This is a genomic window from Streptomyces sp. NPDC051109, from assembly GCF_044455885.1.
In the GTDB taxonomy this organism is placed as follows: domain Bacteria; phylum Actinomycetota; class Actinomycetes; order Streptomycetales; family Streptomycetaceae; genus Streptomyces.
This window is the reverse complement of sequence record NZ_JBITFF010000014.1, coordinates 32,121-57,080: the sequence shown is the minus strand read 5'-3', so window position 1 is coordinate 57,080 and position 24,960 is coordinate 32,121. Positions and strand designations below refer to the sequence as shown.

22 protein-coding genes are annotated in these 24,960 nt (G+C 70.3%); 15 read left to right on the top strand and 7 right to left on the bottom strand.

Annotated elements, in window-relative coordinates; all coding sequences use genetic code 11:
• Positions 1-661: 661 nt before the first annotated feature.
• From ACIBAD_RS24600 to ACIBAD_RS24575, 6 genes are all read left to right on the top strand, one after another.
• On the top strand, positions 662-1,390 hold the full coding sequence (locus ACIBAD_RS24600; RefSeq protein WP_134067530.1) for a DUF1775 domain-containing protein: 729 nt from the start codon (positions 662-664) through the stop codon (positions 1,388-1,390).
• A gap of 277 nt (positions 1,391-1,667) precedes the next feature.
• Complete coding sequence (locus ACIBAD_RS24595) at positions 1,668-3,578, top strand: copper resistance CopC/CopD family protein (protein WP_398908423.1); 1,911 nt, start codon at positions 1,668-1,670, stop codon at positions 3,576-3,578.
• A gap of 344 nt (positions 3,579-3,922) precedes the next feature.
• Positions 3,923-4,420, top strand: coding sequence for a DUF3995 domain-containing protein (locus ACIBAD_RS24590; RefSeq protein WP_398908421.1), 498 nt, complete (start codon positions 3,923-3,925; stop codon positions 4,418-4,420).
• A 184-nt stretch (positions 4,421-4,604) separates the two neighbouring features.
• Complete coding sequence (locus ACIBAD_RS24585) at positions 4,605-4,967, top strand: metalloregulator ArsR/SmtB family transcription factor (protein ID WP_134067526.1); 363 nt, start codon at positions 4,605-4,607, stop codon at positions 4,965-4,967.
• Positions 4,951-5,517, top strand: a complete 567-nt coding sequence (locus tag ACIBAD_RS24580) for an SRPBCC family protein (protein WP_398908419.1) — start codon at positions 4,951-4,953, stop codon at positions 5,515-5,517. Before ACIBAD_RS24585 ends, ACIBAD_RS24580 begins: the two co-directional genes overlap by 17 nt.
• On the top strand, positions 5,517-6,182 hold the full coding sequence (locus tag ACIBAD_RS24575) for a dihydrofolate reductase family protein (protein ID WP_398908417.1): 666 nt from the start codon (positions 5,517-5,519) through the stop codon (positions 6,180-6,182). The genes ACIBAD_RS24580 and ACIBAD_RS24575 overlap by 1 nt, the downstream gene beginning before the upstream one ends.
• Here ACIBAD_RS24575 and ACIBAD_RS24570 read toward each other — a convergent pair.
• Positions 6,179-7,441, bottom strand: a complete 1,263-nt coding sequence (locus tag ACIBAD_RS24570) for an acyltransferase (RefSeq protein WP_398908415.1) — start codon at positions 7,439-7,441, stop codon at positions 6,179-6,181. The genes ACIBAD_RS24575 and ACIBAD_RS24570 overlap by 4 nt on opposite strands.
• Before the next feature lie 2 nt (positions 7,442-7,443).
• Positions 7,444-9,531, bottom strand: a complete 2,088-nt coding sequence (locus ACIBAD_RS24565) for a bifunctional polysaccharide deacetylase/glycosyltransferase family 2 protein (protein WP_398908660.1) — start codon at positions 9,529-9,531, stop codon at positions 7,444-7,446.
• A gap of 62 nt (positions 9,532-9,593) precedes the next feature.
• Between ACIBAD_RS24565 and ACIBAD_RS24560 the strand changes: the two genes are divergently transcribed.
• Together ACIBAD_RS24560 and ACIBAD_RS24555 are read left to right on the top strand one after the other, a co-directional pair.
• Complete coding sequence (locus ACIBAD_RS24560; protein WP_134067522.1) at positions 9,594-10,136, top strand: hypothetical protein; 543 nt, start codon at positions 9,594-9,596, stop codon at positions 10,134-10,136.
• 326 nt (positions 10,137-10,462) lie between these two features.
• Positions 10,463-11,413, top strand: a complete 951-nt coding sequence (locus ACIBAD_RS24555; RefSeq protein WP_398908413.1) for a glycoside hydrolase family 16 protein — start codon at positions 10,463-10,465, stop codon at positions 11,411-11,413.
• A gap of 186 nt (positions 11,414-11,599) precedes the next feature.
• On the opposite strand, the gene ACIBAD_RS24550 is transcribed toward ACIBAD_RS24555, so the two are convergent.
• The gene (locus ACIBAD_RS24550) at positions 11,600-12,424 is read right to left on the bottom strand and encodes an SDR family NAD(P)-dependent oxidoreductase (protein WP_398908411.1); all 825 of its coding nucleotides are present in this window, start codon (positions 12,422-12,424) and stop codon (positions 11,600-11,602) included.
• Positions 12,425-12,671: 247 nt separating this feature from the next.
• On the opposite strand from ACIBAD_RS24550, the gene ACIBAD_RS24545 reads away from it, so the two are divergent.
• Positions 12,672-13,166 (top strand): carboxymuconolactone decarboxylase family protein, encoded by a 495-nt coding sequence (locus ACIBAD_RS24545; protein WP_398908409.1) that lies wholly within the window; start codon positions 12,672-12,674, stop codon positions 13,164-13,166.
• A 270-nt stretch (positions 13,167-13,436) separates the two neighbouring features.
• Here ACIBAD_RS24545 and ACIBAD_RS24540 read toward each other — a convergent pair whose 3' ends face one another.
• Both ACIBAD_RS24540 and ACIBAD_RS24535 read right to left on the bottom strand, forming a co-directional pair.
• On the bottom strand, positions 13,437-13,715 hold the full coding sequence (locus ACIBAD_RS24540) for a DUF3817 domain-containing protein (RefSeq protein WP_134067514.1): 279 nt from the start codon (positions 13,713-13,715) through the stop codon (positions 13,437-13,439).
• 2 nt (positions 13,716-13,717) lie between these two features.
• Positions 13,718-14,197: a hypothetical protein gene (locus ACIBAD_RS24535; RefSeq protein WP_134067512.1), complete on the bottom strand. Its 480-nt coding sequence runs from the start codon at positions 14,195-14,197 to the stop codon at positions 13,718-13,720.
• A gap of 380 nt (positions 14,198-14,577) precedes the next feature.
• On the opposite strand from ACIBAD_RS24535, the gene ACIBAD_RS24530 reads away from it, so the two are divergent.
• The gene (locus ACIBAD_RS24530) at positions 14,578-15,531 is read left to right on the top strand and encodes a GlxA family transcriptional regulator (protein WP_398908406.1); all 954 of its coding nucleotides are present in this window, start codon (positions 14,578-14,580) and stop codon (positions 15,529-15,531) included.
• A 176-nt stretch (positions 15,532-15,707) separates the two neighbouring features.
• Here the strand turns inward: ACIBAD_RS24530 and ACIBAD_RS24525 are convergent, their stop codons facing one another.
• Together ACIBAD_RS24525 and ACIBAD_RS24520 are read right to left on the bottom strand one after the other, a co-directional pair.
• Positions 15,708-16,577 carry an MBL fold metallo-hydrolase gene (locus ACIBAD_RS24525; protein ID WP_398908404.1) on the bottom strand — a complete coding sequence of 290 codons (870 nt, stop codon included), beginning with the start codon at positions 16,575-16,577 and terminating at the stop codon, positions 15,708-15,710.
• A 503-nt stretch (positions 16,578-17,080) separates the two neighbouring features.
• Entirely contained in the window at positions 17,081-18,574 is a 1,494-nt protein-coding gene (locus tag ACIBAD_RS24520; protein WP_134067506.1) for an MFS transporter, read from the bottom strand.
• 245 nt (positions 18,575-18,819) lie between these two features.
• Here ACIBAD_RS24520 and ACIBAD_RS24515 point away from each other — a divergent pair, with 245 nt between their 5' ends.
• The 5 genes from ACIBAD_RS24515 (at position 18,820) to ACIBAD_RS24495 (ending at position 24,925) form a co-directional block, all read left to right on the top strand.
• Complete coding sequence (locus tag ACIBAD_RS24515; RefSeq protein WP_398908658.1) at positions 18,820-19,365, top strand: DUF6193 family natural product biosynthesis protein; 546 nt, start codon at positions 18,820-18,822, stop codon at positions 19,363-19,365.
• 420 nt (positions 19,366-19,785) lie between these two features.
• On the top strand, positions 19,786-20,223 hold the full coding sequence (locus ACIBAD_RS24510; protein ID WP_398908401.1) for a VOC family protein: 438 nt from the start codon (positions 19,786-19,788) through the stop codon (positions 20,221-20,223).
• A gap of 232 nt (positions 20,224-20,455) precedes the next feature.
• Positions 20,456-21,580 carry a hypothetical protein gene (locus ACIBAD_RS24505; RefSeq protein ID WP_208328867.1) on the top strand — a complete coding sequence of 375 codons (1,125 nt, stop codon included), beginning with the start codon at positions 20,456-20,458 and terminating at the stop codon, positions 21,578-21,580.
• A 303-nt stretch (positions 21,581-21,883) separates the two neighbouring features.
• Entirely contained in the window at positions 21,884-23,911 is a 2,028-nt protein-coding gene (locus tag ACIBAD_RS24500; protein WP_398908399.1) for a S8 family serine peptidase, read from the top strand.
• 114 nt (positions 23,912-24,025) lie between these two features.
• Positions 24,026-24,925 carry an NAD-dependent protein deacetylase gene (locus ACIBAD_RS24495; RefSeq protein ID WP_398908397.1) on the top strand — a complete coding sequence of 300 codons (900 nt, stop codon included), beginning with the start codon at positions 24,026-24,028 and terminating at the stop codon, positions 24,923-24,925.
• Positions 24,926-24,960: the final 35 nt, after the last annotated feature.

Genomic DNA, 24,960 nt, shown 5'->3' with positions numbered 1-24,960 from the left:
GCGGACGGTGGTTGCGGGCTGCCGTGTTCACGCTGCTCAGCTCGGCGTTGGCCGTCGTAGGCCACCGCCTGGCATCGGGGGACCCGATCGCCTGGTACCGGGTGGCGGGCGGGGCAGCCATCGCTTTCGTCCTGGCGTCGCTCATGGCCCGGACGTCCCGCCCCTGGTGGCATGTGGTCACGGCCACCGGAATCGCACAACTCGTCCTGCACCGCGTTCTGTCCCTCTCGCATCCGGTAGGTCGCGGACCCGCCGACGGCCACGGCGCGGTACCGCACATCACGCCCGCCGCACACCACGGCACGTGGGGGATGGCGGCAGCCCATGGTGCGGCCGCATGGGTGATGGCCCTCCTCATGTACCGCGCCGACCGGGCGCTCAGCCGCCTGCCGGACACGGTGAGCTGCTGGGCCCGGAGAGCGGTGGCAGCCGCAGCCGCGGCCTGCGGCGCCCTCCGCCGGCCGTGGCCCGGGCCGCACGCACACACCGGGCCGGTGCGGTACGACGGTCTTGCCCCGAGTCCGTCGGCGGCAGCGATGCTCTGCCACGCAGTGGTACGTCGGGGGCCTCCTGCCGGGTGTGCAGGAGACGTTCCCCCTTGATCCCGGCGGGCAGTGCCCCGCGGGATGAAGCCCCGCCCCGTACCGAGAGGCTCCCCGTCATGACCGGAACACCCACCTGCCCTCGTCCTCGCATCCTGGCGCTGGCGGCCCTCGGCGCCCTGGTGGCCGTCGGCGTGAGCGCCGGGCCGGCGGCCGCACACGCCGAGGTCACGGCCTCCGACCCGCGCGCCCTCGCCGAGAACGTCACCCTCTCCTTCACTTCCGAGGCTGAGTCGGACAGCGCGGGCATCTCGGAGCTGCGGGTCGTACTCCCGAAGGGCATCACCCCGGACGCCGTGACGGCGAAGGAGGTCCCCAAGGGGTGGAAACTCACGGCCACGCCCGACGGCTACACCATCGGTGGCACTGCTCTGGCCACCGGCGTCGACGCCGAGTACAGCATCACAGTGCGCCAGCTGCCCGACGAGAAGTCGCTGGCCTTCAAGACCCTCGAAACCTACGGCGACGGGAAGGTGTCCCGCTGGATCGAGGTCCCCGCCGACGGGCAGAAGGTCGACAACCCGGCCCCCGTGCTCGAACTGAAGGCAGCGGCACCCGGGGCCAAGCCGATCGTCCCGAGTCCCTCGCAGTCGCCGAGCGCCGTCCCGTCAGGGCAGCAGTCGGCGGCGGCTCTTTCTGCCCCCGCCGCTGCCGCGAGCGCGGACACGACGAACGGCAAGGAGGCGGGCGGCAACACCGGAACGGTGCTCGGCGTGGCAGTGGCCGTCGTGGCGCTGACGGCCGCCGGCGCCTCGTGGTGGCTGCGCCGCAGCCGCAGCCAGGCCTGACCGAAGTGGCAGGGGCGGGCAGTCCGGACCAGCGGGTGCAATGTACAAGGAGAACGCCCGATCCGAGACGCACGTACGCAGCTTTAGCGGAAGTTGCTCAAGCGGCTCGGGTCTCCGCCCGGCGGGACTATCGTCCACATCTCGTCAACAGTCCCGGCCCCGCCGGAGTCCGCCGTGTCCTCTCCCGCGCGTCACACCGCCCGACTGCCGCTCCGCACGATCGAGTTCCGGGTGGCGACGGCCCCGCCCACGACCGCCACCCCGGAGACCGCCCGTCATGCACACAGGATCACCTCCTGCCAGGAAGTCGCTGACCGTCCTGGTACTGGTCGGCGCCATCGTCGCCCTGTTGCTCGGCGGGGCCGCCCCCGCCCTCGCGCACACCGCTCTCAGCGGTTCCGATCCCGCTGACGGAACCGTCCTCGACGCCCCGCCCCGCCAGGTCACGCTCACGTTCACCGAGACGGTCAGCTTTCCCGACGAAGCACTCAGGGTGCTGTCCCCGGCCAACGAACGCGTGAACCCCGGCGCGGCCCGGCATGCCGACGGCAAGGGGAACACGGCCCGGGTGGAGCTGTCCGACGAACTGCCCCAAGGCACCTACACGGTGGCCTGGCGGGTCGTCTCCGCCGACAGCCACCCCATCTCCGGCGCGTTCACGTTCTCCGTCGGCAAGCCCTCCGATACCGCCGCCGCCGTGACGAGCGGTTCGCCCGACGACACGGCAGTCGGCCGCGTCCACGGCTTCTTCCGCTACGTCGCCTACAGCGGCCTCGCCCTCCTCGTGGGCGCGGCCGCGTTCATCCTCATGTGCTGGTCAGGGGCAGCGGCGCTCCGCCCGGTACGACGGCTGCTGGTTGCCGGATGGGCAACCCTTGCAGCGTCCACCGTGGCCCTGTTCCTCCTGCGCGGCCCTTACGAGACGGCGGGACCGCTGACGTCGGCGTTCGACCTGGCCCAGCTGGTCCGGACCGCAACCGGGAGGCCGGGGACCGCACTGATCGCACGGCTCGCGCTGCTGCTCGCTGCCGCCGCTGTGATGCGGTGGCGCCCGCCCGCGCGATTCGCCGACCGGGACGACGCATCGCAGCGGCCGGACCTCGATCTCCGTGTCCGCTTGACCGGGGCAGGGTTCGCCTCGGGCCTGGCTTTCACCTGGACCGCCGCCGAACATGCCTCCGCCGGGCTCCAGGTGCCGCTCGCCATTCCGGTCGCCGCGCTCCATCTCCTGGCCATGGGGGTCTGGCTGGGTGGCCTGGTCACGCTGATGATCGCCCTGCGAGCCGAAGGGGCCGGCGGGCCCGGCGTCCCCGCGCCCGCACTGGCCCGCTTCTCGGCGCTGGCGTTCACCGCGGTCGCCGTTCTGGTCGGCACCGGGATGTACCAGTCCTGGCGGCAGGTCGGTTCATGGGAGGCGCTGACCACCACGTCGTACGGCAAGACCCTCATCGTGAAGGTGGCCGTCGTGGTCCTCGTCCTGTATGTGGCTTCGTACTCCCGCCGTTGGACCGCCCGCCTCCGCGACGAACCGCCATCGGCCGCCGAGGCATCGAGGACGCGCGAGCATGATCAGGTGAGAGTGGCAGAGATGGCGGGGGCGCCCGGTTCCCCGGGGGCGACGGGTTTGATCAGCGGGCCCGAAGCCGCTGCCGCAGGCCGGGCGGGCGATGCCGCCGGGTCTGCGCCCGACGAGGTGACCGACCGGTACCGGCGCGGCCTGCGCCGCACCGTGGCCGCCGAAGCCGCGCTCGGCATGGTGGTCCTGGCGATCACCACCCTGCTCACCGGCACCCAGCCCAGCCGCGCCGCGGCCGTCGGGTCGGCCTCGGTCGCCGTCGGGCAGGAGCCGCAGGTGAAGGTGGTCACGCTTCCGTTCGACATGGGAACGGCCAACCACCGCGGCAAGATCCAGATCACGCTGACTCCGGGGCGTGTGGGCGAGAACACGGTCGAGGCCGTCGTCTACACCGACGACGGTGGCCTCGCCACCGTCCCCGAGCTCCGCCTCGCCCTCACCCAGCCCGACCTGGCGATCGGCCCGCTCGATGCCAAGCTCAAGGACCAGAAGGGTTACTGGGCCACCTACGACCTGAGGCTGCCCATGCCCGGCGAGTGGACCGTCGATCTCACGGTGCGCACCTCCGACATCGACCAGACCACCGTGCACGGGACCGTCCGCATCACGTAGCACCACGGTGCGGCCGTCCTGCGGTTCCGGGAGCGCGGGCACCGGGCGGTCGGCCACGGCGCGACGGGCCTCGCCACGGCCCGCACCTGCTGCGGGCGCCCTGAAGGAGCTCGGGGCGCGGCCGGGTCTGCCGGACCGTCCGGAGCTCGGGTGCCGGGAGGGTAGCTCTCGTGGGGGAGGCAGTCCTTCGTGCGGATGACGCACGTCGTCGCGGGGTGGGCCATGGTCGGGTCATGTCGATGATGGATTCCTTGGACGACGCAGTGCGTCCCCTCCCGCGCCGGACAGTCCGCCTGAGTAAGTGGCCTGGATACGCTGCCGCGGCATGGGGTCTCTTGTTCGCCGTGCCCAGCTTCGTCTGGGCGACGGGCATTACCGTCGGCGCGCAGTCCACGGTGTCGCCGTCGTTGGTGGAGCTCGGTCGTGACGGAGTGCCGTGGTTCGTGGCCGTCCTGGTGGCAACCGGCGTCCTGAAGCTCTTCGGGGCACTGATCGGGATCGGACTGACGCGACCGCGGGGCTCGCGGATCAGCCGGCTCCTGGTGCTCTGCGGCGGCGGCGCGGCGACCCTGCTCACTTGGCACGGCGGCCTCTTCGTCGTTCACGGTGTGCTGGTGGAGGCCGGGGCCGTCTCTGTTGAGCCGGACCTGGCTGGACTGACCGCCTGGTACCTCTACCTGTGGGGGCCGTGGTTCACCGTCGGCGGCCTGGCCTTCGCCGCGTCCACCGCCCTGTATGTACGCCGACACGATGACCGGGGCAGGCTGCGGCTCTACGGCGCCTCGGGCGCGCTCGGTGCGCTGGTCCTGTCCGTAGCCTCGACGGCTACCGGTATCGGTTGAGCGCCGGCACACGACTGCTGGGTGAGGTGAGCCCGTGACGGCCGGTGTGATCACGGAGCCGGAGCCGTCCTGCACAATCCCGTTCACGCGTGCTCCTGGCGGGCGGCGCGGGCCGGATACCGGTAGGTCCCGGACGGATCCCCCGCACTCTTGATGCATTCCGATATCGGCATATGATGGGGTCATGGCACGAGCGGCAACGACCTCGGACGCGTTCAACGCGATCGCCGAGCCGCAGCGGCGGGAGATCCTGGTGCTGCTGCGGGACGGCGAGCGTCCCGTGACCGAGCTGGCGCGGGACCTGGGAATGAGCCAGCCGCAGGCGTCCAAGCACCTGCGGGTCCTCCGCGAGGTCGGGCTGGTGCGGGTCCGTGAGGCGGGCAAGCAGCGGTTGTACGGCCTCGACGCCCGCGGGCTGCGGCCGGTACACGAGTGGGCGGGCGGCTTCGAGCGGTTCTGGAACGAGACCTTCGACCGGCTGGACGACTACGTGCGGGATCTGCGACAGGCAAGGCAGGAGGAACCACCGGATGACGACGAACAGTAGTGGCGGCCGGCCTGGCCGCGCGGCCGCGGACCGCGAGGTCGTGCTCTCCCGGGCCATCGGCGCCCCGCGGGAGCTGGTGTTCGAGGCGTTCACGCAGGTCCGGCACCTGTCGCGGTGGTGGGGACCGGACGGGTTCACGACCACGACGCGGTCCTTCGAGTTCCGTGTGGGCGGGGCTTGGGACTTCGTCATGCACGGACCGGACGGGACCGAATACCAGGAGTGGATCACCTGGACCGAGATCGTCCCGCCGGAGCGGATCGCGCTGGTGCACGGGGCGTCCCGCGACGACCCCGACGCCTTCGAATCGGTCCTGACCTTCGAGTCGGCCGGCGAGGAGACCCGGATCGTGATGCGCACGGTGTTCCCCACCAAGGAACTGCGCGACGAGGCGGTGGAGAAGTACCACGCGGTCGAGGGCGGCGAGCAGACGCTGCGCAACCTGGCGGCCTACGTCACCGAACTCACCGGGAACGAGACCACCCGGGACGAGACCACCCGGGACGAGACCCCCCGGGACGAGACCACACCGAAGGGAGCGGAGGGCTGATGGCCGGGAAGGTGTTCTTCAGCGTGACGATGTCGCTCGACGGCTTCATGGCACCGGAGGCCGTGCCCGTCGAGGACGTCTTCTCGCCCGAAGGTCAGAACGACCCGAGGGTCCAGCGCTGGATGGCGAAATGGTCCGAGCTGCAGGCGTGGCTGTTCCCCCAGCGATGGTTCCGGGAGAACCTCAAGCTCGGCGAGGGCGGCGAGGAAGGACTCGACAACGACATCGCTCGGGCGACGTACGAGCGCACCGGCGCGAGCGTCATGGGCAAGCGGATGTTCGAAGCCGGCGAGCTGGCATGGCCGGAGGATGCGCCGTTCCACACGCCGGTGTTCGTCGTGACCCACACCCAGCGTGGCCCGTGGGAGCGGCCGGGCGGCACGACCTTCCACTTCGTCAACGACGGCATCTCCCAGGCACTGGACCAAGCCTGCGAGGCCGCCGGCGACCGCGACGTCCGCATCGCCGGTGGCGCCGAGACGATCCAGGAGTACCTGGACGGCGGTCTGATCGACGAGTTCTCGATCACCCTCGCGCCCGTGCTGTTCGGCACCGGCATCCGTCTGTTCGACCGCCTGGACCCGGACCGCCTCGTCCTCGACCAGACCCGCGCGGACGCAACGTCCCGGGTGACCCACCTGACCTACTCCGTCGGGAAACGCTAGCCGGCGGCCCCCGCCCGGCGCCTGCCCCGTCGGCGGCGCGGGTACGGGAGGAGCCGCGGCGAGCGCTTGGCGGCCACGTCCTCGACCCAGCCGAAGCCCAGCACCAGCAGGCCGAGCAGCGGGATCGCCACCAGCAGCGTGAACCATTGGCTGGCCAGCAGCCACTGGAAGTGCTCGTAGACGAACTGGACGGACCAGAGGGGGTCGATCAGCGGGACGGCGGCCACCAGCGCGGCCTCGTGCCACAGGTAGACGCTGACAGCGCGTGCGTTGAGCAGGCCGACCAGGCCGTTCCACCGTTCCAGCGGCCTGGGCCACTGCTCCCAGGATGGGCTCACGTGGAGCAGGATGGCCACGAAGCCCAAGGACCACAAGGCCTGGGCGATCGGCCAGGACTCGATGTCGGTCGGTTCGACCGGATCGGCCGGCCGGGTCTGCAGGTACCAGAACGCGGCCACCATGACCAGTGGCGCGATGGACGGCAGTACGTACTGCGGGATCTTCTTGAGCAGCCCCTCCTGGTGGGCCATGCCGAGGATCCAACAGGAGCCGAACAGGGTGAAGTCGTTGGCGGTCTCCCAGACCCGGCTGTAGATGAACTCCTGGTCGGCGAAGAAGGTGTTCATGACGATGCACAGCGCCAGGGGAGTGCACAGCGTCACCACCGGAAATCGTCGCAGTGCCCGGAGCATCAGCGGTGAGAACAGCACGTACCACAAGTAGGCCCGCAGGTACCAGAGCGGGACGATGACCTGTGCGGCCCAGGTGTGTTCCACGTGGTGGAGACCGGGCAGGCTGTCCGCGTACGGCGGCGTGCTCAGCGGCAGGATCCAGAACGCCAGCTTCGCCCACCACCAGGTGGGGTGGCCGTCGGAGCGGGGGCCCCAGCCGTCGAGGATCTCAAGGGCGATCATGATGGCGCCGAACAGCCACATCGGCGGCAGCAGCCGGCGCAGTCGGCCGCGGATCACGCCGAGAGCGGGGCGGCTGAGGGAGCGGGCCATGAGCGAGCCCGCCAGCGCGAACATCACGCCCATCGACGGGAAGACGAGGGGCAGCCAGAACCAGCCGAAGTTGTGGTAGAGCACGACGCGAACCAGTGCCAGCGCGCGCAGCAGGTCGAGATAGCGGTCCCGGCCGCCCTTGCGCTCGGACGGTGCCTCCGGTTCGACCTCCGGCTCGGGCTCCGAGCGCAGGACGGCGGGGATGCGCAACCGGAGGGTGTCCTGGGTACGCCCGAGGTCGATGGATGCGGTCACGGTCAGGCCTCCACCGGTGCAGCGACCTCGCCGGTGCGCCGGAGCTTCTGCCAGCGCAGCCGGCCACCGGTCATCGCCGTGATCGCGGACTGCAACAGGACGATGTACATCAGCTGCCGGTAGACCAGTTGCTGGATCGGCAGGCTGATCAGATGCCAGGGCTTCTCGCGGTCGAGCCGGAAGGCGTACCAGGACAGTACGGCCTGAAGCAGGATGAAGCCGCCCCAGCTGGTGAGGGTGACCGGGGCGTCCGCGAACAGCACCCCGTACAGCAGGAACATGTCGACCAGCGGCGCCAGCAGCGGGGCGACCACGCCGAACAGCACGATGAGCGGCAGTCCGATCCGGCCGAAGCGCCCGGCTGGGCCGCGGGAGGTCACGGCGCCGCGGTGCTTCCACATCGCCTGCATGCTGCCGTAGCTCCAGCGGTACCGCTGGGACCAGAGCTGCTGAAGACTGGCGGGAGCCTCGGTCCAGGCGCGGGCGTGCTCGGCGTAGACGATCCGCCAGCCGTCGCAGAGCACCGCGATGGTGATGTCGGTGTCCTCGGCGAGGGTGTCGTCGCTCATTCCGCCGACCCGCTGCAGGGCCTCCCTGCGGAAGGCGCCGACCGCGCCGGGGATGGTCGGAATCACGTTGAGCATGTCGTACATCCGCCGGTCCAGGTTGTGGCCGAGGACGTACTCGATGTGCTGCCAGGCGCCGATCAGGCTGTCGCGGTTGCCTACCTTGGCATTGCCCGCGACCGCGCCGATCGACGGGTCGCCGAGGGGTTGGACCAGCTCGCGGACGGTGGACGGCTCGAAAACCGTGTCGCCGTCCATCATGACGATGATGTCGTACGAGGCGGCCGCGATGCCGCTGTTGAGCGCGGAGGACTTGCCGCCGTTGACCTTGCGGATCAGCCGCACGAACGGCAGGTCCATCTCCTCGACGATGTCTGCGGTGCCGTCCGTGGAGCCGTCGTCGATGACGATCACTTCGATCGGGTAGTCGCTGGCAGCGAGGGAGTTGAGCGTGTTGGCGATGCACTCGCGCTCGTTGTAGGCCGGGACGAGGACGGTGACCGGCTCGGTGACGGGCGGTCCCCAGGCGTCCCGCCGCTTGGAGCGGCGGGCGTGGAGCGGGGCCAGAACGAGCATCAGTGCGAACCGGCCGAAGTTGAGGAAGCCGACGAGGGCCAGCAGCCCCACCAACACCGGCAGGGTGAGCACGGCGACGCGGGTGGCGCCTATGAACCCCTTGCCCGCCCACAGCTGGAACCCGTGCACCGGCACGGTCGCGCTGGAGGCGCCGAGCGCCTCGGAGATGGTGGTGAAGCGGTAGCCCTCGGCCTGCAGCTTGTCGATGACCTGCCCGAGGGCCGCGATGGTCTGAGTACGGTCGCCACCCGCGTCGTGCAGGAGGATCAGTTCGCCCGCACCGGGCTTGGACGGCATCGCGGCCTTGACGATCGCGTCGACGCCGGGACGCTTCCAGTCGTCGGTGTCGCGGTCGATGAACGCGGTGAGATAGCCGCGCGCGCCCACGTACTTCACCACCGGGTAGTTCCAGTCGTCCAGTGCCGACGCGTCGGAGGAGTACGGCGGGCGGAACAAGGCGCTGTGGACGCCCGCGACGCCGGCCAGCGCCAGCTGCGTCTGCGCCAGCTCCCAGCTGATCCGGGCGTGGGACTGGTACACCAGATCGGGGTGGGTGAAGGTGTGCACGCCGAGCTCGTGGCCGCCCGCGACGATCTGCCGGATCAGCTCCGGATTGCGCGTGGTCATCGCGCCGGTCACGAAGAAGTCCGCCCGGACGTGGCGGGCCGCGAGGACCTCCAGGATCTTCGGAGTCCACTCCGGAGAGGGGCCGTCGTCGAAACTCAGAACCACGGTGCGGTCGGGGATCTTGTAGCTCACGGGGTGCGCGTTCTTGCTGCCACGCGCGTCGATGATGGGGCCGCCCTTGAGCAGGTTCTCCGGCACGGTGTCCTTGTCGACCGAGATCGCGATCCGGGTGTCGTGGAACGCCTCGTTGGTCGCGAGGCCGCGCAGGACGAGGAGCGCGAGCAGGCAGGCCAGCAAGGACAGCGGCATGAAGAAGCGCAGCGGCGGCGCGGCCAGTCGGCGCGGCCGCAGCAGGGACTGCCGGCGGCGCTGGTGGCGGGACAATGACGCTCCTGGAGATGGATGGTGCGGACGATCAGGGGCGCTTGGTCGGTCGGCTCGAAGGCGAGGCCCCGCGCGGCACGGTGTTCGGCAGCTTCGACGTGGTGGTGGCCGAGGTCTTCGGCGTCTTCGACGTGGTGGTGGCCGAGGCCTTCGGTTTGGCTGTCGCCGACCGTGTCGCGGTCCGAGGCGAGGACGACGACGAGGACGACGGGGTGTGTGACAGCGACGGCACGGGTGAGGGCGCCGGGGCGGCCGCCCGCGAGGGCTGCGCCGGTATGCCCATCGCCGGGGCGTCAGCCTGCACACCGATCAGGCTGCTGCCCATGGCGACCGCCAGGACCGCGCCGACCACGGAGACCGGCCAGCCGAAGCCCCGCAGCAGACGGCCACGCAGACCCGATTGGTCGACGAAAACCGGTGCGGGAGCGGGCTCCTCAAAGCTCGACTCGGACATTCCAGGCTGTTCCCGGTCTGCCGACCCAAGGTCGAGGGACGTGATGGCTGAGCGCACCTTGCTTGGCCTTTCAGTGCAGGGTACGTAGACCGCGGAAGCTAGGGCGAACGCTAGTGCACCGCCCTGAATCGAATTGGGCTCGATATGTGCATTTGGCGCGGTCTGCTCAAGTGCTGTAATCGGATCGAAATGCGAATCGGTGTGTACCGGCCGGTAAGCGCGCCGTCTACTTATCGGCAAGTGATCAGCCGAAGTCATTCGCGTCGATCTTGGGCGCCATTCCCCCGGTTCCCCACTGTGCGCGGAGGTTGGGGCTTGTGCACTTGGTTAGGATGACCACCTCGTCGGATCAGTAATTGATCTTCACGCAGAGGGCGTGTCCAGGTACCGCCTCTACGCCCCCAAGGAGCCCGTGTGAGCCAGCCCCGCCGCACCTCTCGTCGCCGCGCGTGGGCCGTGCTCACGATGCCTGCCCTCCTGTGGGTACTCGCCGCGTGTTCAGGCAGCCCCGTGTCCGGCACGGGCGCCGATGCCGCCGCGCCCGCGCAGGGCGCATCGCCGACCCCGTCCGGACCTCCGGGAACCCTGTTCGACAACTTCCACTACAGCGGCCCCGACGACCCCGCGCTCACCGCCCACGGCTGGGAGGTACGTACCGGCGGGGGCGGCCCGGGGATCAAGGACACCTGGTCCACCGCCGGTGCCGGCTTCCCCTCCGACGCGACCGCCCAGGGCGGAAAGGTCCTGCAGCTGCAGTCCACCACCGACGGGACCAAGCAGGGCACCAAGCAGGTGGAGGTGCAGAGCACCGGCGAGAACCTCTTCACGGGGACCTTCGCCGCTCGGGTCTACCTCGGGGACAAGCCCACGAGCGGTCGCAACGGCGACCACGTCGTCCAAGCCTTCTTTCCGATATCCCCCTCGGACTCCTCGACCGACTACAGCGAACTCGACTACGAGTACCTGCCGAACGGCGGTTGGGGTTCGGTGGGTCCGCAACTCGACACCGTCAGCTGGTACAAGGCCGATCCGCCGGACCGGGTCAGCCACACGCTCAAGCAACGCCTTGAGGGTTGGCACATCATGATGGTCACCGCCGTGAACGGGAAGGTCACTTACTCCCTGGACGGCAAAGAGCTGTTCACCAGCTCCGGAAAGTATGTCCCGCGAGAGAAGATGGACATCCACTTCAGCAACTGGTTCATCGACCTTCCCTTCAAGGGTGGGCCGCGCACTTGGGACATGAAGGTCAACTGGCTTTACTACAAGGCCAATGAGGCCGTCTCCCAGGCTGACGTCCAGAAAACGGTGGACGGCTTCTACAGCGCCGGCACCAACTACATCAACACCGTGCCGAATTCCTGATCCCGACCCGGGGTCTTTCCAATGGAGGGACCCATCCTGATCCTGCGGTGCTGCTTATGCCGCCGACCGCCTGCGGGGCTCCGCGGTGGAACTCCGCTGATGGACAAGCACCGTTGGACGGCAGACGCATGATCGGTACCGGTGATGCGCAGCGGCCGCCTCCGGACTTTCCCTGGCGGGCCGGCCTCAGGTACGCAGGTATGAGGCGCCGTTGAGGTCCAGAACCGTCCCCGAGGCCCATTCGGCAGCCGGTGACGCCAGCCACAGCACGGCCGCAGCGATCTCGTCCGCCGACGCCACTCGCCCGAACGGGCTCTGGGCGCGGATCGCATCGCCCTCCGCTCCACTCAGCCGGTGCGCGACCCGCTCCGTCTCGAAGAAACCGGGCGCGACGGAGGCGACGCCGATTCCGTACGCGGCGAGGTGCACCGCGAGGGACTGGCCCAGCGCGTGCACCGCCGCCTTCGTCGCCCCGTACGCCGGATGGTCGGGCTCGCCGCGGAAGGCCCCGCGCGAGCCGACGTTGACGATCCGCCCCCCGCAGCCCTGCTCGATCATCCGGCGCGCCGCGAGGTGGCTGAGGTTCGCCGCCGCCAAGAGGTTGACCGATACGTGACTCTGCCAGGCGGCCGCCCATTCCTCGTACGCGGTGCCGGCGAGCGGATGCGGGAGGTTCACGGCGGCGTTGTTCACCAGCACGTCCAGCCCGCCGAGCCCTGCGGCCGCGGTCTCGGCGACCCCCTGCGTACCGCCCGGGGTGGACAGGTCGCCCCCGGCAAGCACATGCCCCGTACCGGCGAGGGAACCGAGGGTCTCCTCGGCCTCCGCACGCCGTGAGCCGAAGTGGACAGCCACCCGGTCCCCGTTGGCGGCGAACGCCTGGGCGAGCGCACGGCCCAGGCCCCGTGAGGCACCGCTGATGAGCACACGACGGCCGGTCGGCGCAAAGGCCCGCGTGCTGGCGCTCGAAGAGAAGGGATCGACGGAAGGACTCAACTCTGCGGAAGTCATGTGGATCATGATGCCCCTCGGGCCGCCCAGCCGGATCGGCGCCTCACTCCTCGTCCCGTCCCGCGCCGCTCACCGCATCGACCCAGGCCGCCTGTGGCCGGGTACCCGGCACCGGGCGCGCCCCGGCCGTGCCGGCAGGCCCTGAGCCCGACGGAAAGAAGTCCTGGATTCCTGTCACGTTTGCGGGCGGGCGTCCGTCAGTGCTGTGAAGACGCCGATGAGGCCTGGTTGAAGGAGAGCAGCAGTCATGACGAACACCACCACCTCCATCTCGCGGATGCCCAACCCGGGCGAGTTCGTCCCGGAACTGAGCGACATCAGCGCCGCACTGTTCCGTGCCACGGGCAACCGCTCGGTGCCCCGCGCGACGATGAGTCTGGTCCACCTGCGCGCCGGCCAGATCGTCGGCAACACCTACCTGACGGTCCTGAACACCGCCTTCCTGCGCAAGGCCGGGGTGTCCGAGGAGCGCATCACGGCCGTGTCTTCGTGGCAGGACGCTCCGTATTTCACCGACGCCGAACGCGCCGCCCTCGCCTTGGCGGAGGCCGTTCTCCAGCCCGCCCCGCACGGCCGGGAGCGTGTCTCCGACGAGCTGTACGCGGAGGTGGCGAAGCACTACGACGAGAAGGCGCTCGCCACCCTCACCATCGCGATCGGCCAGATCAGCTTCTTCATCGCGCTGGCCCTCATCGGCAAGCCCCAGCCGGTCAGCTCCCTCGCGGGCCAGCAGTGGGACTGACCTCATACCTGGCCGGTCAGCCGGGCCGGGTCTGACCGGGAGCGCGCGGTTCTGGCCCGCTGCCTGCGCTGCAGCCGCTCCGCGGGACGGACCTGCAGGGCGTCGAACTGCTTGAGTGGACCGTGGGCATCGTCGTCGGCGGCGTACCCGGCTGAGAACCAAGTGGGGTGCGCGCCGGCAGACGTCCTCGCGGTGGCCGACCGCCACTGCACTTCTGTCCTGTGCGACCACGCCGCACGGGGGGTTCTCGGTTCCGGGTCGCTGCGTACTTCACGTTCGGCGTGGAGAGGCAGGTGCGCGGGCGGCCAGGCGGCGCAAGGCGAGCGTGCCCCCGATGCCGGGGATCGCGGCAACGAGCGTGGCGGTGCGGTCCGGGCCGGCCTCGCGCGCGGTCGCGATGACGGCGATCAGGTAGGCGCAGCCGTGGAGGGGGCCGATCGCCGAGGCGACGGCCGGCTGTTGCAGCACGGCGAGGTTGGCCAGCAGCACCAACAGGGAGAGGAGTTCGACGGGGGCGCTGAGGCGCAGGAGTCGGCTGGGTGGGTGCATGGTCAGGCTCCTGTGGTGGATCCGGGGCGGATGATCATCAGAACGGTCACCGTGGCCCAAAGTAGGTTGAAAACCCCTGTGAACAGGCCGAGTTGTCCGGCGAGCCGCTGGACGACCACGGGTTCCGGCGTCTCGGCGTGGCCGTCGAGGGCGGCCAGGGCCGAGCCCTGGCGGGGAAGGATGAGGGCACCGAGCACGGCGGCGGCCAGGACCGTGAGGGCGATCGAGGTGATGAGCCAGGCGCTGCCCAGGACATGGAGGCTGTTGGCGGTCGCGAGTCCGAACACCGGTACCGCCACCGCGATCACTGCGTAGACCCGGCAGATGCGGTGCAGAGTGCGGACGGTGGCGAGGCCGGAGGGGTCGTCGGGTGCGGCCAGGGCACGGCGGACGGCGGGCGGGAACATGCTGGCGGCCGCAGTGACCGGGCCGATGGTGATGATGGCCGCCAGGACGTGGACGGCGAGGAGGAGTTTCGTCACGGGAGGGCGCTTTCGGATGCTCAGGAGTCGGAGTCGGAGTCGGAGTCGGAGTCGGAGTCGGAGTCGGAGCCGGAGCCGGAGTACGGCCTGGCCGGTCGCCTTCCTACGGGGGTGTTGAGGGCGAGGTTCCAGCCTCGAACGGCACGATCTGACACAGCATCGGCAGTGGTCCTCTCCAGGGGGCGCGACACCCTACGCCGGGTGCCGGAGCCGACGGTAGTCACCGTCAATGATGATCAATAGTGGCTGGATTGCCAGCTTCCACCGGATTCCAGCCAGGGAGGAAACCGGCTGTTCGACAGGGCTGCGTCGCAGTCGGATGCGCGATGTGGCCACCTGGGCGGCTTGGCCGGAATGCGGTAGAGCCCTAGGGTTGGGCCATGCATACCGTGGCCGTCCTCGCGCTGGACGGAGTCATCGCCTTCGACCTGTCCACTCCCATCGAGGTCTTCGGACGCACCCGGCTGCCCGACGGCCGCCCCGCCTACCGCGTCCGCGTCTGCTCGGCCGCGGGCGAAGTCGACGCCGGCGCGTTCACCCTCCGCGCACCCTGGCCGCTGCAGGCCCTCGCGGAGGCGGACACCATCGTGCTGCCCGGCGTGGCGGATCCCGACGTGCCCGTACCGCCCGAGGTCCTCGACGCGCTGCGCGAGGCGGCCGGGCGGGGCACCCGCATCACGTCGATCTGTACGGGCGCCTTCGTCCTCGCCGCCACGGGCCTGCTGGACGGGCTGCGCGCCACCACCCACTGGCTGGCCGCCCCACTTCTGGCCGCCCGACACCCCGCGGTCGAGGTGGACCCCGACGTTCTCTACGTGGACAACGGGCAGTTCCTGACCTCGGCCGGAGCCGCCGCGGGACTGGACCTGTGCCTGCACCTGATCCGGCGTGACCACGGCTCTGCCGTGGCTGCGGACGCCGCCAGGCTGGCCGTCATGCCGCTGGAACGCGACGGCGGTCAGGCGCAGTTCATCGTCCACGAGCATCCGCCCGCCCCGCGCGGATCGGCTCTGGAGCCGCTGCTGCGCTGGATGGAGGACAACGCCCGCTGCGAGCTCACCCTCGACGAGGTCGCCGCGCAGGGCGGCATGAGCGTGCGCACGCTGAACCGGCGCTTCCGCGAGCAGACCGGCACCTCGCCCCTGCAGTGGCTGCATCGTGCCCGGATCCGCCAGGCCCAGTACCTGCTGGAGACCACCGGCCACCCGGTCGAGCGGATCGCCTCCCAGGTCGGATTCGGTTCGCCGACCGCCTTCCGGGACCGCTTCCGGCGTATCACCGGCACGAGCCCGAACGCCTACCGCCGCGCCTTCCAGGGCCAGGCCGCGCAATGATCCCGGCCCGTCGGCGGCTCAGCGGCTCGGGTGGCGACCGAAGGCGCGCGGCAAGGGCTCGGGCCTACCGGGCGGAGCGCAGCGCTCGCTCGCCCGGCCGAGCTCGCCGCGCAGGCAGGTGACCAGCGCCCGCAGCCGGGGCAAGGTCGGGGGACAGCCCGGCGCAGCCGACCCTTTCACCAGCGAACAGCGGTGAAGTCAACCGGTCGAGGCTGCAGCTGCCGAGTGCGCTCGGCCAGTGTTCTCAACCGCCGGGACATCTCGTCGGCGGGCAGCCGGCGGCGATCGCCGTGGCCCGGCAGAACCCATTCGAACCGGAGCCGTCCGGCCGTCCTGACCAGTGAGGCGGCCAGTTCCTCGACCGAGTACCAGGTCACACTGTCCGCGACTTCCAGATCGCCGGTGGTGCGTGACCAGTAGAAGCTGTCCCCGCTGAAGCAGTACCGGTCGTCCGCGAGGTAGAGCACGCTGCCCCGGGTGTGGCCTGGCAGCGGGTGGGCGGTGACTCCCTCGCTGATCTCAACAGGTTCGATACCCCGGATCACCTGGTCGGCGTCCGGCGCCGCATCGAGGTCGCCCTCGTGGATCCACAGCCGGGCGCCGAAACGGTCCGCGTAGCGGTGGCCGTGTGCGGCGTGGTCGCGGTGGGTGAGCAGCACATCGGTGATCGGGCCCACTGCTGCGTAGCGTTCGGCGAGTTCACGACTCCAGCGCGGTGTGTCGATCATCATGACCGTGCCGGAAGGCCGCAGGAGCAAGTAGGAATTGGCGCCGGCAGTGTGTGTCGAGTTGTGCCCGCACAGCAGTACGCCGCTGTCCAAGGCCATCGGAAAGGGGTCGAGTCGCTGGTCCGGTTGCCCGGACGAGGGGCGGATCGAGCGGGTGGGGCAGGCGAAGACGGCTGCGTGTAAGTCCCGCGTTTCTTTTTCACCGCGCGGCGGGCGCAGGATCTGGGACCTTCCGTCCGCCTCGCCGATCAGTTCGGGCGCGAGCTGTCGTGCGACATCGCAGTTGAAGCAGCGCTCATCCACGTACCAGCCGTCCACGGCAGGTGTCCTTCCAGGGGGTGACGCCCCACGATCGGGGCCGCCTTTCAGAGATACCCCACCCGCGGCGGGAACCGGTAGGCCCTGCCGATCTTGTACTTCCGGGCCCAAGGCGTTCTCTCGACCCGGCCGATGGCAGGGTCCGTGCCGGCCGTGAGACGCGCTCAGTACCGCTTGTTCACCGCGCGGTCCGCAGGGACCTCTTCCATTCATCGGAGGCGTTGGCGTTGAAGGTGTACATCCCCTGGAGGGTGGCACCCTTCTCCACGTCGACCACGCCGTGGTCGTAGGCGGGCCGCGAACGCGATGGCTTCGGCCTCCGTGGCGAACACCGCCACCTTCTCGAACGGAACCGGCCGCTCACCCGCGCCCGCCGGCACTGCGAGGGGTGTCCGTGCCCGCGAGGGCAAGGCGGTGCACCGAGGGCATGCCTGGCGGACGTCGACGCCGACGGGAGGCGGCCGCGACTGACAGGCGGGATCTCCTGTGAGTGCCGGTCGGCCTCAGCCGGAGGACGCGGCCGGCTTCGCCACCGACAGCGGCTCGGCGATGTCCTCCAGCGAACGCCGCTCCGCCTTGACCGCCAGGAACGCCGCCACCAGACCGGCGGCGCACATCAGCGCGGCGCCGATCCGGAAGGCCAGCGCCGTGTCACCCACCACGCCCGACTCCGTCAGGTCGGCGAAGATCAGCGGGCCGCTGATACCGCCCGCCGCGGTACCCAGGGCGTAGAAGAAGGCGATGGCCATCGCCCGGGTCTCCATGGGAAACACCTCCGACACGGTCAGGTACGCGCTGGAGGCGCCCGCCGATGCGAAGAACAGCACCACGCACCAGCAGACCGTCATCGTCGTCGCCGTCAGCGAACCCCGGTCGAACAGCCACGCCGTCCCGAACAGGAGCACACCCGACAGCAGATACGTGGAGGAGATCATGATCCGGCGCCCGACCGTGTCGAACAGCTTCCCGAGCAGCAGAGGGCCGAGGAAGTTGCCCGCGGCGATCACGGCGAAGTAGTAGCCGGTCCGGCCCGTCGGTACGTCGAAGAACGTCGTGAGGATCGTGCCGAACCCGAAGGTGATCGCGTTGTACAGGAACGCCTGCCCGATGAACAGCGACAGCCCGAGGACCGCACGGCGCGGATAGCGGCCGAAGACCGTCCTGGCGATCAGGCCGAACCCGATGCTCTTGCGCTGCCGGATGGTGATCTCACCGGCCGGCGACGGCAGCCGCACGCCGCCCTTCTCCTCCTCGATCCTGCGCTCCACGGACGACACCAGCTCCTCGGCGTCCTCGTCCCGTCCGTGGATCAACTGCCATCGTGGACTCTCCGGAACGTGTCGGCGTACGAGCAGGATGACCAGCCCGAGGACGACCCCGAGGGCGAAGCTCAGCCGCCAGCCGAGGTTCTGCGGAAAGACGTCGGTGTCCAGCATCACCACGGACAGCAGGGCGCCGCCGATCGCGCCCAGCCAGTAGCTGCCGTTGATGATGAGGTCGACCCGGCCCCGGTAGAGGGACGGGATCAGCTCGTCGATCGCCGAGTTGATGGCCGCGTACTCGCCGCCGATACCGAAACCGGTCAGGAACCGGAAGAGGAAGAACCACCAGGACTCGAACGACAGCGCGGTCATCGCGGTCGCGCCCAGATAGACGACCAGCGTCACCATGAACAGCTTCTTGCGGCCGTAACGGTCGGTCAGCCAGCCGAAGAACAGCGCCCCCGAGCAGGCTCCCGCCACGTAGAGGGCGGCGGCGATTCCGGTGACCTGGGCGGCGGTGATGTCGAGGCCACTGCCCTCCTCGGCGAGGCGTCCGGCGACGTTGCCGACGATGGTGACCTCAAGTCCGTCGAGGATCCAGACGGTACCGAGACCGATCACGATCATCCAGTGCCACCGGGACCACGGCAGACGGTCGAGACGGGCCGGCACGGCTGTGGTCACGGTGCCGGTGGTGGCCGGCGCGGAGCCGTTCGGCGACGAGGCTGATGCCATCGTTCTCTGTTCCTTCCTACTCGGTCCCCCCACCCTGCCGGGTTCCCACGAACCGTCCGGACATGCCACTCCGGCCGTGCGGCCCGACGCATCGCGAGGCCGGCGCGAAGCCGCTCGTCATCGACGACCATCAGTTCCGGCATGCCCGCCGTGAAGGACCCACACCAGCGATCCGGTGGTCGGAAGGGTGCGGCCACTGGACGGCGGGTGCCGAGTACGTCGACGCGGGGAGCGGACGGCGTGTGATGGTGTACCCGCCCGGCGAGGGGCGGCCGACCTTCCAGGTGAACCTTCAGGCCAACGGCACGCGCCTGGCCTGTGGGTGGACCGCGGACCTGACCGAGGCCGTCAGGGCGACGGCGGCATGGACGGGCGGCGCGGGGCTTGAGGAGACCCGGGGCCGCGCCCCGTTCATCCGGTTCAGGCCGTGGGCCCTCGCCCACGAGCGGGAGCCGTTCGGTGTCGTCGAGTTGACGTGGTGGGCCAAGCTCGACCGTGTCCACATGCCACCGTACGACCGGCACCCGCGCGCCCACGCGCTGCTGACGGCGGCGTACGCCCAGCCGGTGCTGCGCCGGCTGATGCCGGTCAACAGCCACTTCAACCTCTGGTTCTCCACCAGTGTCGAGGAGTTCTGGAAGGCTCGGATCGGCTACGTCATCTGCCCGTACGACGAGGGGCTTTACGGGGTGCGGAACGAGGGCGAGACGGTCGCGCGCACGGAGACGCCGGAGGAGGCCGTCGGCCTCATGGTGGCCGCCCTCCCGCAGGGGCTCGGGCCGGCGAGCTGAGGCCACCGCCTCCTGGCCGTCTGCGCGACCTGCGTAGCCCTCAGGCCCCGTCCGCCAGGCAGTATCCGGAAACGACCGCGTACGTCGGGTTCAACGGAGGCGCGTCCGTGTGGAACGCAGCCGGAACGCGGCGACGGGACGGCCGGCTCTGGGGCCGGTGCGTGACCGTATGCAGCGGCACGGAGTATCGCGGCCAGAGTCGGACCATCCGCCCGAACCAGGGCATCGCCCGGATCCCCGCGCCGTTCGGGAACATCCACTCCAACCGGTTCCACGCGTGCCCGCTGCCCAGTGCTGATGCCGCAGGCCGGCCGATTCGCCACCGAGAGCGAGACGTCAACGGAGAACCTCGCCCGTCGCCTCCCGGGGTTGCGTCCGGTCGGCAGTAGCTGATCGGCCCGGCTCGATAGCATGCGGCGCATGGCCATCACACTTGAGAACGTCGGCATCGCCGTTCGCGACATCGAAGCAGCGATCTGCTTCTTCACCGACCTCGGCCTCACGGTCGTCGGCCGTGACACGGTCAGCGGTGAGTGGACCGACACTGCCGTCGGCCTTGATGGCAATCACGCCAAAATTGCGATGCTCCAGACGCCCGACGGTCACGGTCGCCTGGAGCTCTTCGAGTACATCCACCCCGAAGCGATCGAGTCGGATCCCACTCGTCCCAACGAGATCGGAATGCATCGCGTCGCCTTCTCCGTCGACGACATCGATGCCGCCCTTGAGGTGGCCGCAAAGCACGGATGCCGTCCGCTCCGCGGTGTGGCGACCTATGAGGACGTCTACAAGCTCACGTACGTCCGCGGCCCCAGCGGCATCATTGTGATGCTCGCCCAAGAGCTGAAGAAGAACTGACGGCGCGCCCGGGTCCTACCCGCGTTCCCTCGTCGAGGTCGGCACGGCGCGGCACGGCGCGGTACGGCACGGCAGAGCTTCGCCGCTGCTGGGGCGGAGGCCCAGGGGACCGGTCGTACGGCAGTTGGGGGGTTCGCGGGCCCTCGCGGGCGCGGATGGGACGGCCGGGGACCGGGAGCTGATATGCCGTCACGTGTCGCTCTGCCTGCCGCCACCCGGAAGGGACCGGTCCATGCCGCACTCGCCGACCACCCGACGACGCTGCCACCGCCTGCTCACCGGCTCCCTCGGCGCGTTGCTCGCGATCGCCGCCGCCACCGCGCCCGCCCGCGCCGACGTGGGGGACCTGAAGGAGTACCCGGTCCCCACCGCCGACAGTGCCCCGGCCGGCATCACTGCCGGTCCGGACCGCGCGCTGTGGTTCACCGAGACGGGATCCGGCGGCATCGGGCGAATCACCACCGGCGGCAAGGTGACCGAATACGCCGTGCCCACCGCGAACAGCAACCCCTTCGACATCACCACCGGCCCGGACCGCGCGCTGTGGTTCACCGAGACCGGCGCCGGCAGGATCGGCCGGATCACCACGGCGGGCAGGATCACCGAATTCCCCGTGCCCTGGGCGGGCAGCGGGCCGCTGGGGATCACGGCCGGAGCGGACCGGGCGCTGTGGTTCACGGACTCGGGTACGAACTCCATCGGGCGCATCACGACCGGCGGCCGCGCCAGCTCGTACCCCATCCCCACACCGGACAGCCTTCCGTACCACATCGCAGCCGCCCCCGACGGCTCGATGTGGTTCACCGAGATTCTCGCCGGCAAGATCGGCCGGATCGACCGGTCCGGCAACCTCACCGAGTTTCCGCTGCCCACCGGCTTCGAGTTCCCGTCCGACATCGCGTCCGGCCCCGGCGGCATGTGGTTCACGGCATCCGACCAGATCGGCAGGATCACCCTGCAGGGCGCCATCACACTGTTTCCGCGGCCGAACCCGGACGGCGGCGCCGACGGGATCACGCGCGGACCCGACGGGAACATGTGGTACGCCGACCAGTTCGGCCGCATCGGCCGGATCACCCCGCGCGGGGTGGTCACCGAGTTCGCGGTGCCGGGCGGCGCGGACAAGGTGCCTTTCAACGTCGCCACCGGTGCAGACCGCAACATCTGGTTCACCGAGCTGATCGGCAACGCCGTCGGTCGTGTGCAGGCGCTGCCCGGCCGGGGAGACCGCCCGCACGCCGCCGAGGTCACGGCCGCGGCAACGGCCCGGACCGTACGAGACCGCGAGCGTCCCGCCCTCAGGCTCCCGTGCGGCGCGGGCCGGGTGGTCAAGGCGCTCGCCGCCTTCTGCCGCTGACCACGCCCCGGGGCTCTGCCCCGGAGTTGCGGCTGCCGTCGGGTGGGCGGCAGCTGCGAGCCGGACGGCCTCCTTCGGAGCAACATGCGGGCCCGAATGGGCGCTTCCCCGTGGCCTCCACGCGCCCGGGGGCAGTTCCGGGCCTAGCGTGTTCGCCGAACGGAAGCGATGCGCCGCCGAGCGCGCCGCCGGACCGGACGAGCCACGACCGGATGGGCGCCAGCGCCGGCACAGACAGTGCGGGGGAGACCGCGGCTGCCCGGCGCACCCCTTCGCCAACGCCCCATACTCCGGGAGTTCGGCATGTCCCGTATCACCATCAACGGCGTGACGGTGGACCCGCTGGCTCAGGCCGACGATCTGGCCACCGCCTCGCTGGTGTCCGAGGACGCCAGCGCGTCCAACTACCTGCTCGTCCAGACCACACACCCGCCCACGGCCGAGGAGAAGGACGAACTCGCGGCGCTCGGGGTGGTGATCCACGAATACGTACCGGACGACACCTATCTGTGCGGCTTCCGGCCCAGGGATCTCGATGCCGTGCGCGCGCTGCCGTTCGTGACGTGGGCCGATGTGTACTTCAAGGGCTTCAAGATCGCCCAGTCGCTCCGGTCGAGCCGGCTGCGTCCGGGGGTCGCCGTGCTGGCCGACCCCGCCGAGGCCGGGGGTCCTCGGCCCCGGACCATCGATGTCGTCCTGCACGAGGACGTCGATGTGGGCTCGGACGGGCTACGGGATCGGATCGCGGCAGCAGCCGGTGTCAGCCCCGGGGACGTACAGCCCGACCACGACAAGGTGCGCGTGACGGTCCGTGAGGAGGACCTGGCCGCCCTGGCCGCGCTCGACGAGGTGAAGGAGATCGAGGAAGTCCCCGAGAGGGTGCTGTACAACACCGTGGCCGGAAACCTCATGCACGCCCACGTGTCCTTCAACGGCACGAAGTTCCGGGGCGAGGGCCAGATCGTGTGTGTCGCCGACACCGGGTTCGACAAGGGGTCCGCCACCAACGTGCATCCCGCCTTCACCGGCCGGGTCAAGCGCCTGATCGCCCTGGGCCGTAAGAGTCCCGCGAAGGCGGACGATCCCGACGGACACGGCACCCATGTGGCGGGCTCGGTCCTGGGCGACGGGACGTCGGAGTCGATGGGCGGCGCCATCACCGGCACGGCTCCGGAGGCGAGGCTGGTCCTTCAGTCCGTGCTGGCCGACGACGGCTCGCTGTCCGGCATCCCGCCGCACCTGCGTGACCTGTTCGGGCCGCCCTTCCTGGAGGACGGGGCGCGGATCCACACCAATTCGTGGGGTCCGGTGACCCCGGGTCTGCCGTACAACAAGCCCGCGCGCGAGGTCGATCAGTTCGTCTGGGACCACAAGGACTTCGTCATCTGCTTCGCCGCCGGCAACGACGGTACGGACCGCGACGGTGACGGCCGCATCAATCTGAGGGCCGTCAGCGGGGAGACCGGCGCCAAGAACGTCATCACCGTCGGCGCCAGCGAGGGCGACCGCCCCGAGATCTCCCACACCTACGACGATCTGCGGCCGCTCTCGTACCCCGCACCGCCGATCCGCGGCGACAGGATGGCGAACAACCCCGCCGGGATGGCGGCCTTCAGCAGCCGCGGGCCCACCCAGGAGGGACGGATCGCGCCCGATGTCGTCGCTCCCGGCACGGCGATCCTTTCGACGCGCTCACGGCTGGCGTCCGACGACAGTCACTTCGGCGTCTCCACGGACCCCGCGTACATGTTCGACAGCGGCACCAGCATGGCGACCCCGCTGGTCGCAGGCTGTGTGGCGGTGCTGCGCGAGACGCTCGTGAAGAACGGCACGCCGGATCCCAGCGCGGCGCTCATGAAGGCCATGCTGATCAACGGTGCCGACGAGCTGCCCGGCCAGTACAACCCCTCCGAGGCGGGCGCCTCCCCGAACAACAGCTCCGGCTTCGGCATCGTCAACCTCCAGCAGGCCTGCATCCTGCCGACCGATGCCGGCCGAGCGGGGTTCACCGAGGCCAAGGAGCTGGACCAGGGGGAAGAGAGGTCGTTCCGCATCAACATCCCGGAAGGGGCGGCCCGCACCCTGAAGGTCACCCTCGTCTGGACGGACCCGCCCGGGAAGGCACTGCAGAACGACCTCGACCTGATCGTCCGGGCGGGCGGTCAGGAGCGCCACGGCAACATGGGCACGGATCCCGGGTTCGACCGTGTCAACAACGTCGAGCAGGTCAACTGGGAGGCCGTCCCGGCCGGGGAGGCAGAGGTTGTCGTCAGGGCCTTCCGGATCACCCAGTTCGCCCAGCCGTACGCAGTCGCCTGGCGCATTCTCTGAGGGGTACGCCCATGGTCCCGGCCCGTACGAGCCGGGACCATGGGCATGCATCGGAGCCCGTACTGCCGCCTTCACCCCCTGTCCCCGTGAGCTGCCGTTTCGTATGCTGGCGGTGTGCGGATGCGCCCCACTCTGAGCTGGACCCCCACCGAGGACCTGCCGCCCGGCATCACGGATCCGGAGCCGGTGGCCGAGGCGCTGGCCGCCGGCGGTGTGCTGGTGGTCAGCGGAGCGGGTCTGTCGACGGAGTCGGGCATCCCCGACTACCGGGGCAAGGGCGGGAGCCTGAGCCGGCACACTCCGATGACCTACCAGGACTTCACGGCGAGCGCGCGGGCCAGGCGCCGGTACTGGGCGCGCAGTCACCTCGGCTGGCGCACGTTCGGCCGCGCCCTGCCCAATGCGGGGCACCTGGCTGTGGCCGCGTTCGCACGGCACGGCCGGCTCGCGGGGGTGATCACCCAGAACGTCGACGGGCTCCATCAGGCCGCCGGCAGCGAGGGCGTGGTGGAGCTGCACGGGAGCCTGGCCCGGGTCGTCTGCCTGTCGTGCGGTGCCGTCAGCCCGCGTGGCGAGCTCGCCCGGCGGATGGAGGAGGCCAACGCGGGATTCGCGCCGGTGGCAGCGGCGATGAACCCGGACGGTGACGCCGACCTCACGGACGAACAGGTCGGTGACTTCCGCGTGGTGCCGTGCGCCGCCTGCGGTGGGGTTCTCAAACCGGACGTGGTGTTTTTCGGCGAGAGCGTTCCCCCCGGACGGGTCGGGCACTGCCGCGACCTGGTCGGCGGGGCGACCTCGCTGCTGGTCCTCGGTTCGTCGCTGACGGTGATGTCCGGGCTCAGGTTCGTCCGCCAGGCGGCCGAGGCCGGGAAGCCGGTGCTGATCGTCAACCAGGACCCGACCCGGGGCGACCGGCATGCGGTCGCCCGGGTCGCGCTCCCCCTGGGGAGGGCCCTCACCACGGTGGCGGAGATGCTGGGCATCCCCGCGGACGGCCCGCCCGCGGACTGACCGGCCCGCCTCAGGGGCGCCGGGCCGGGACGGTC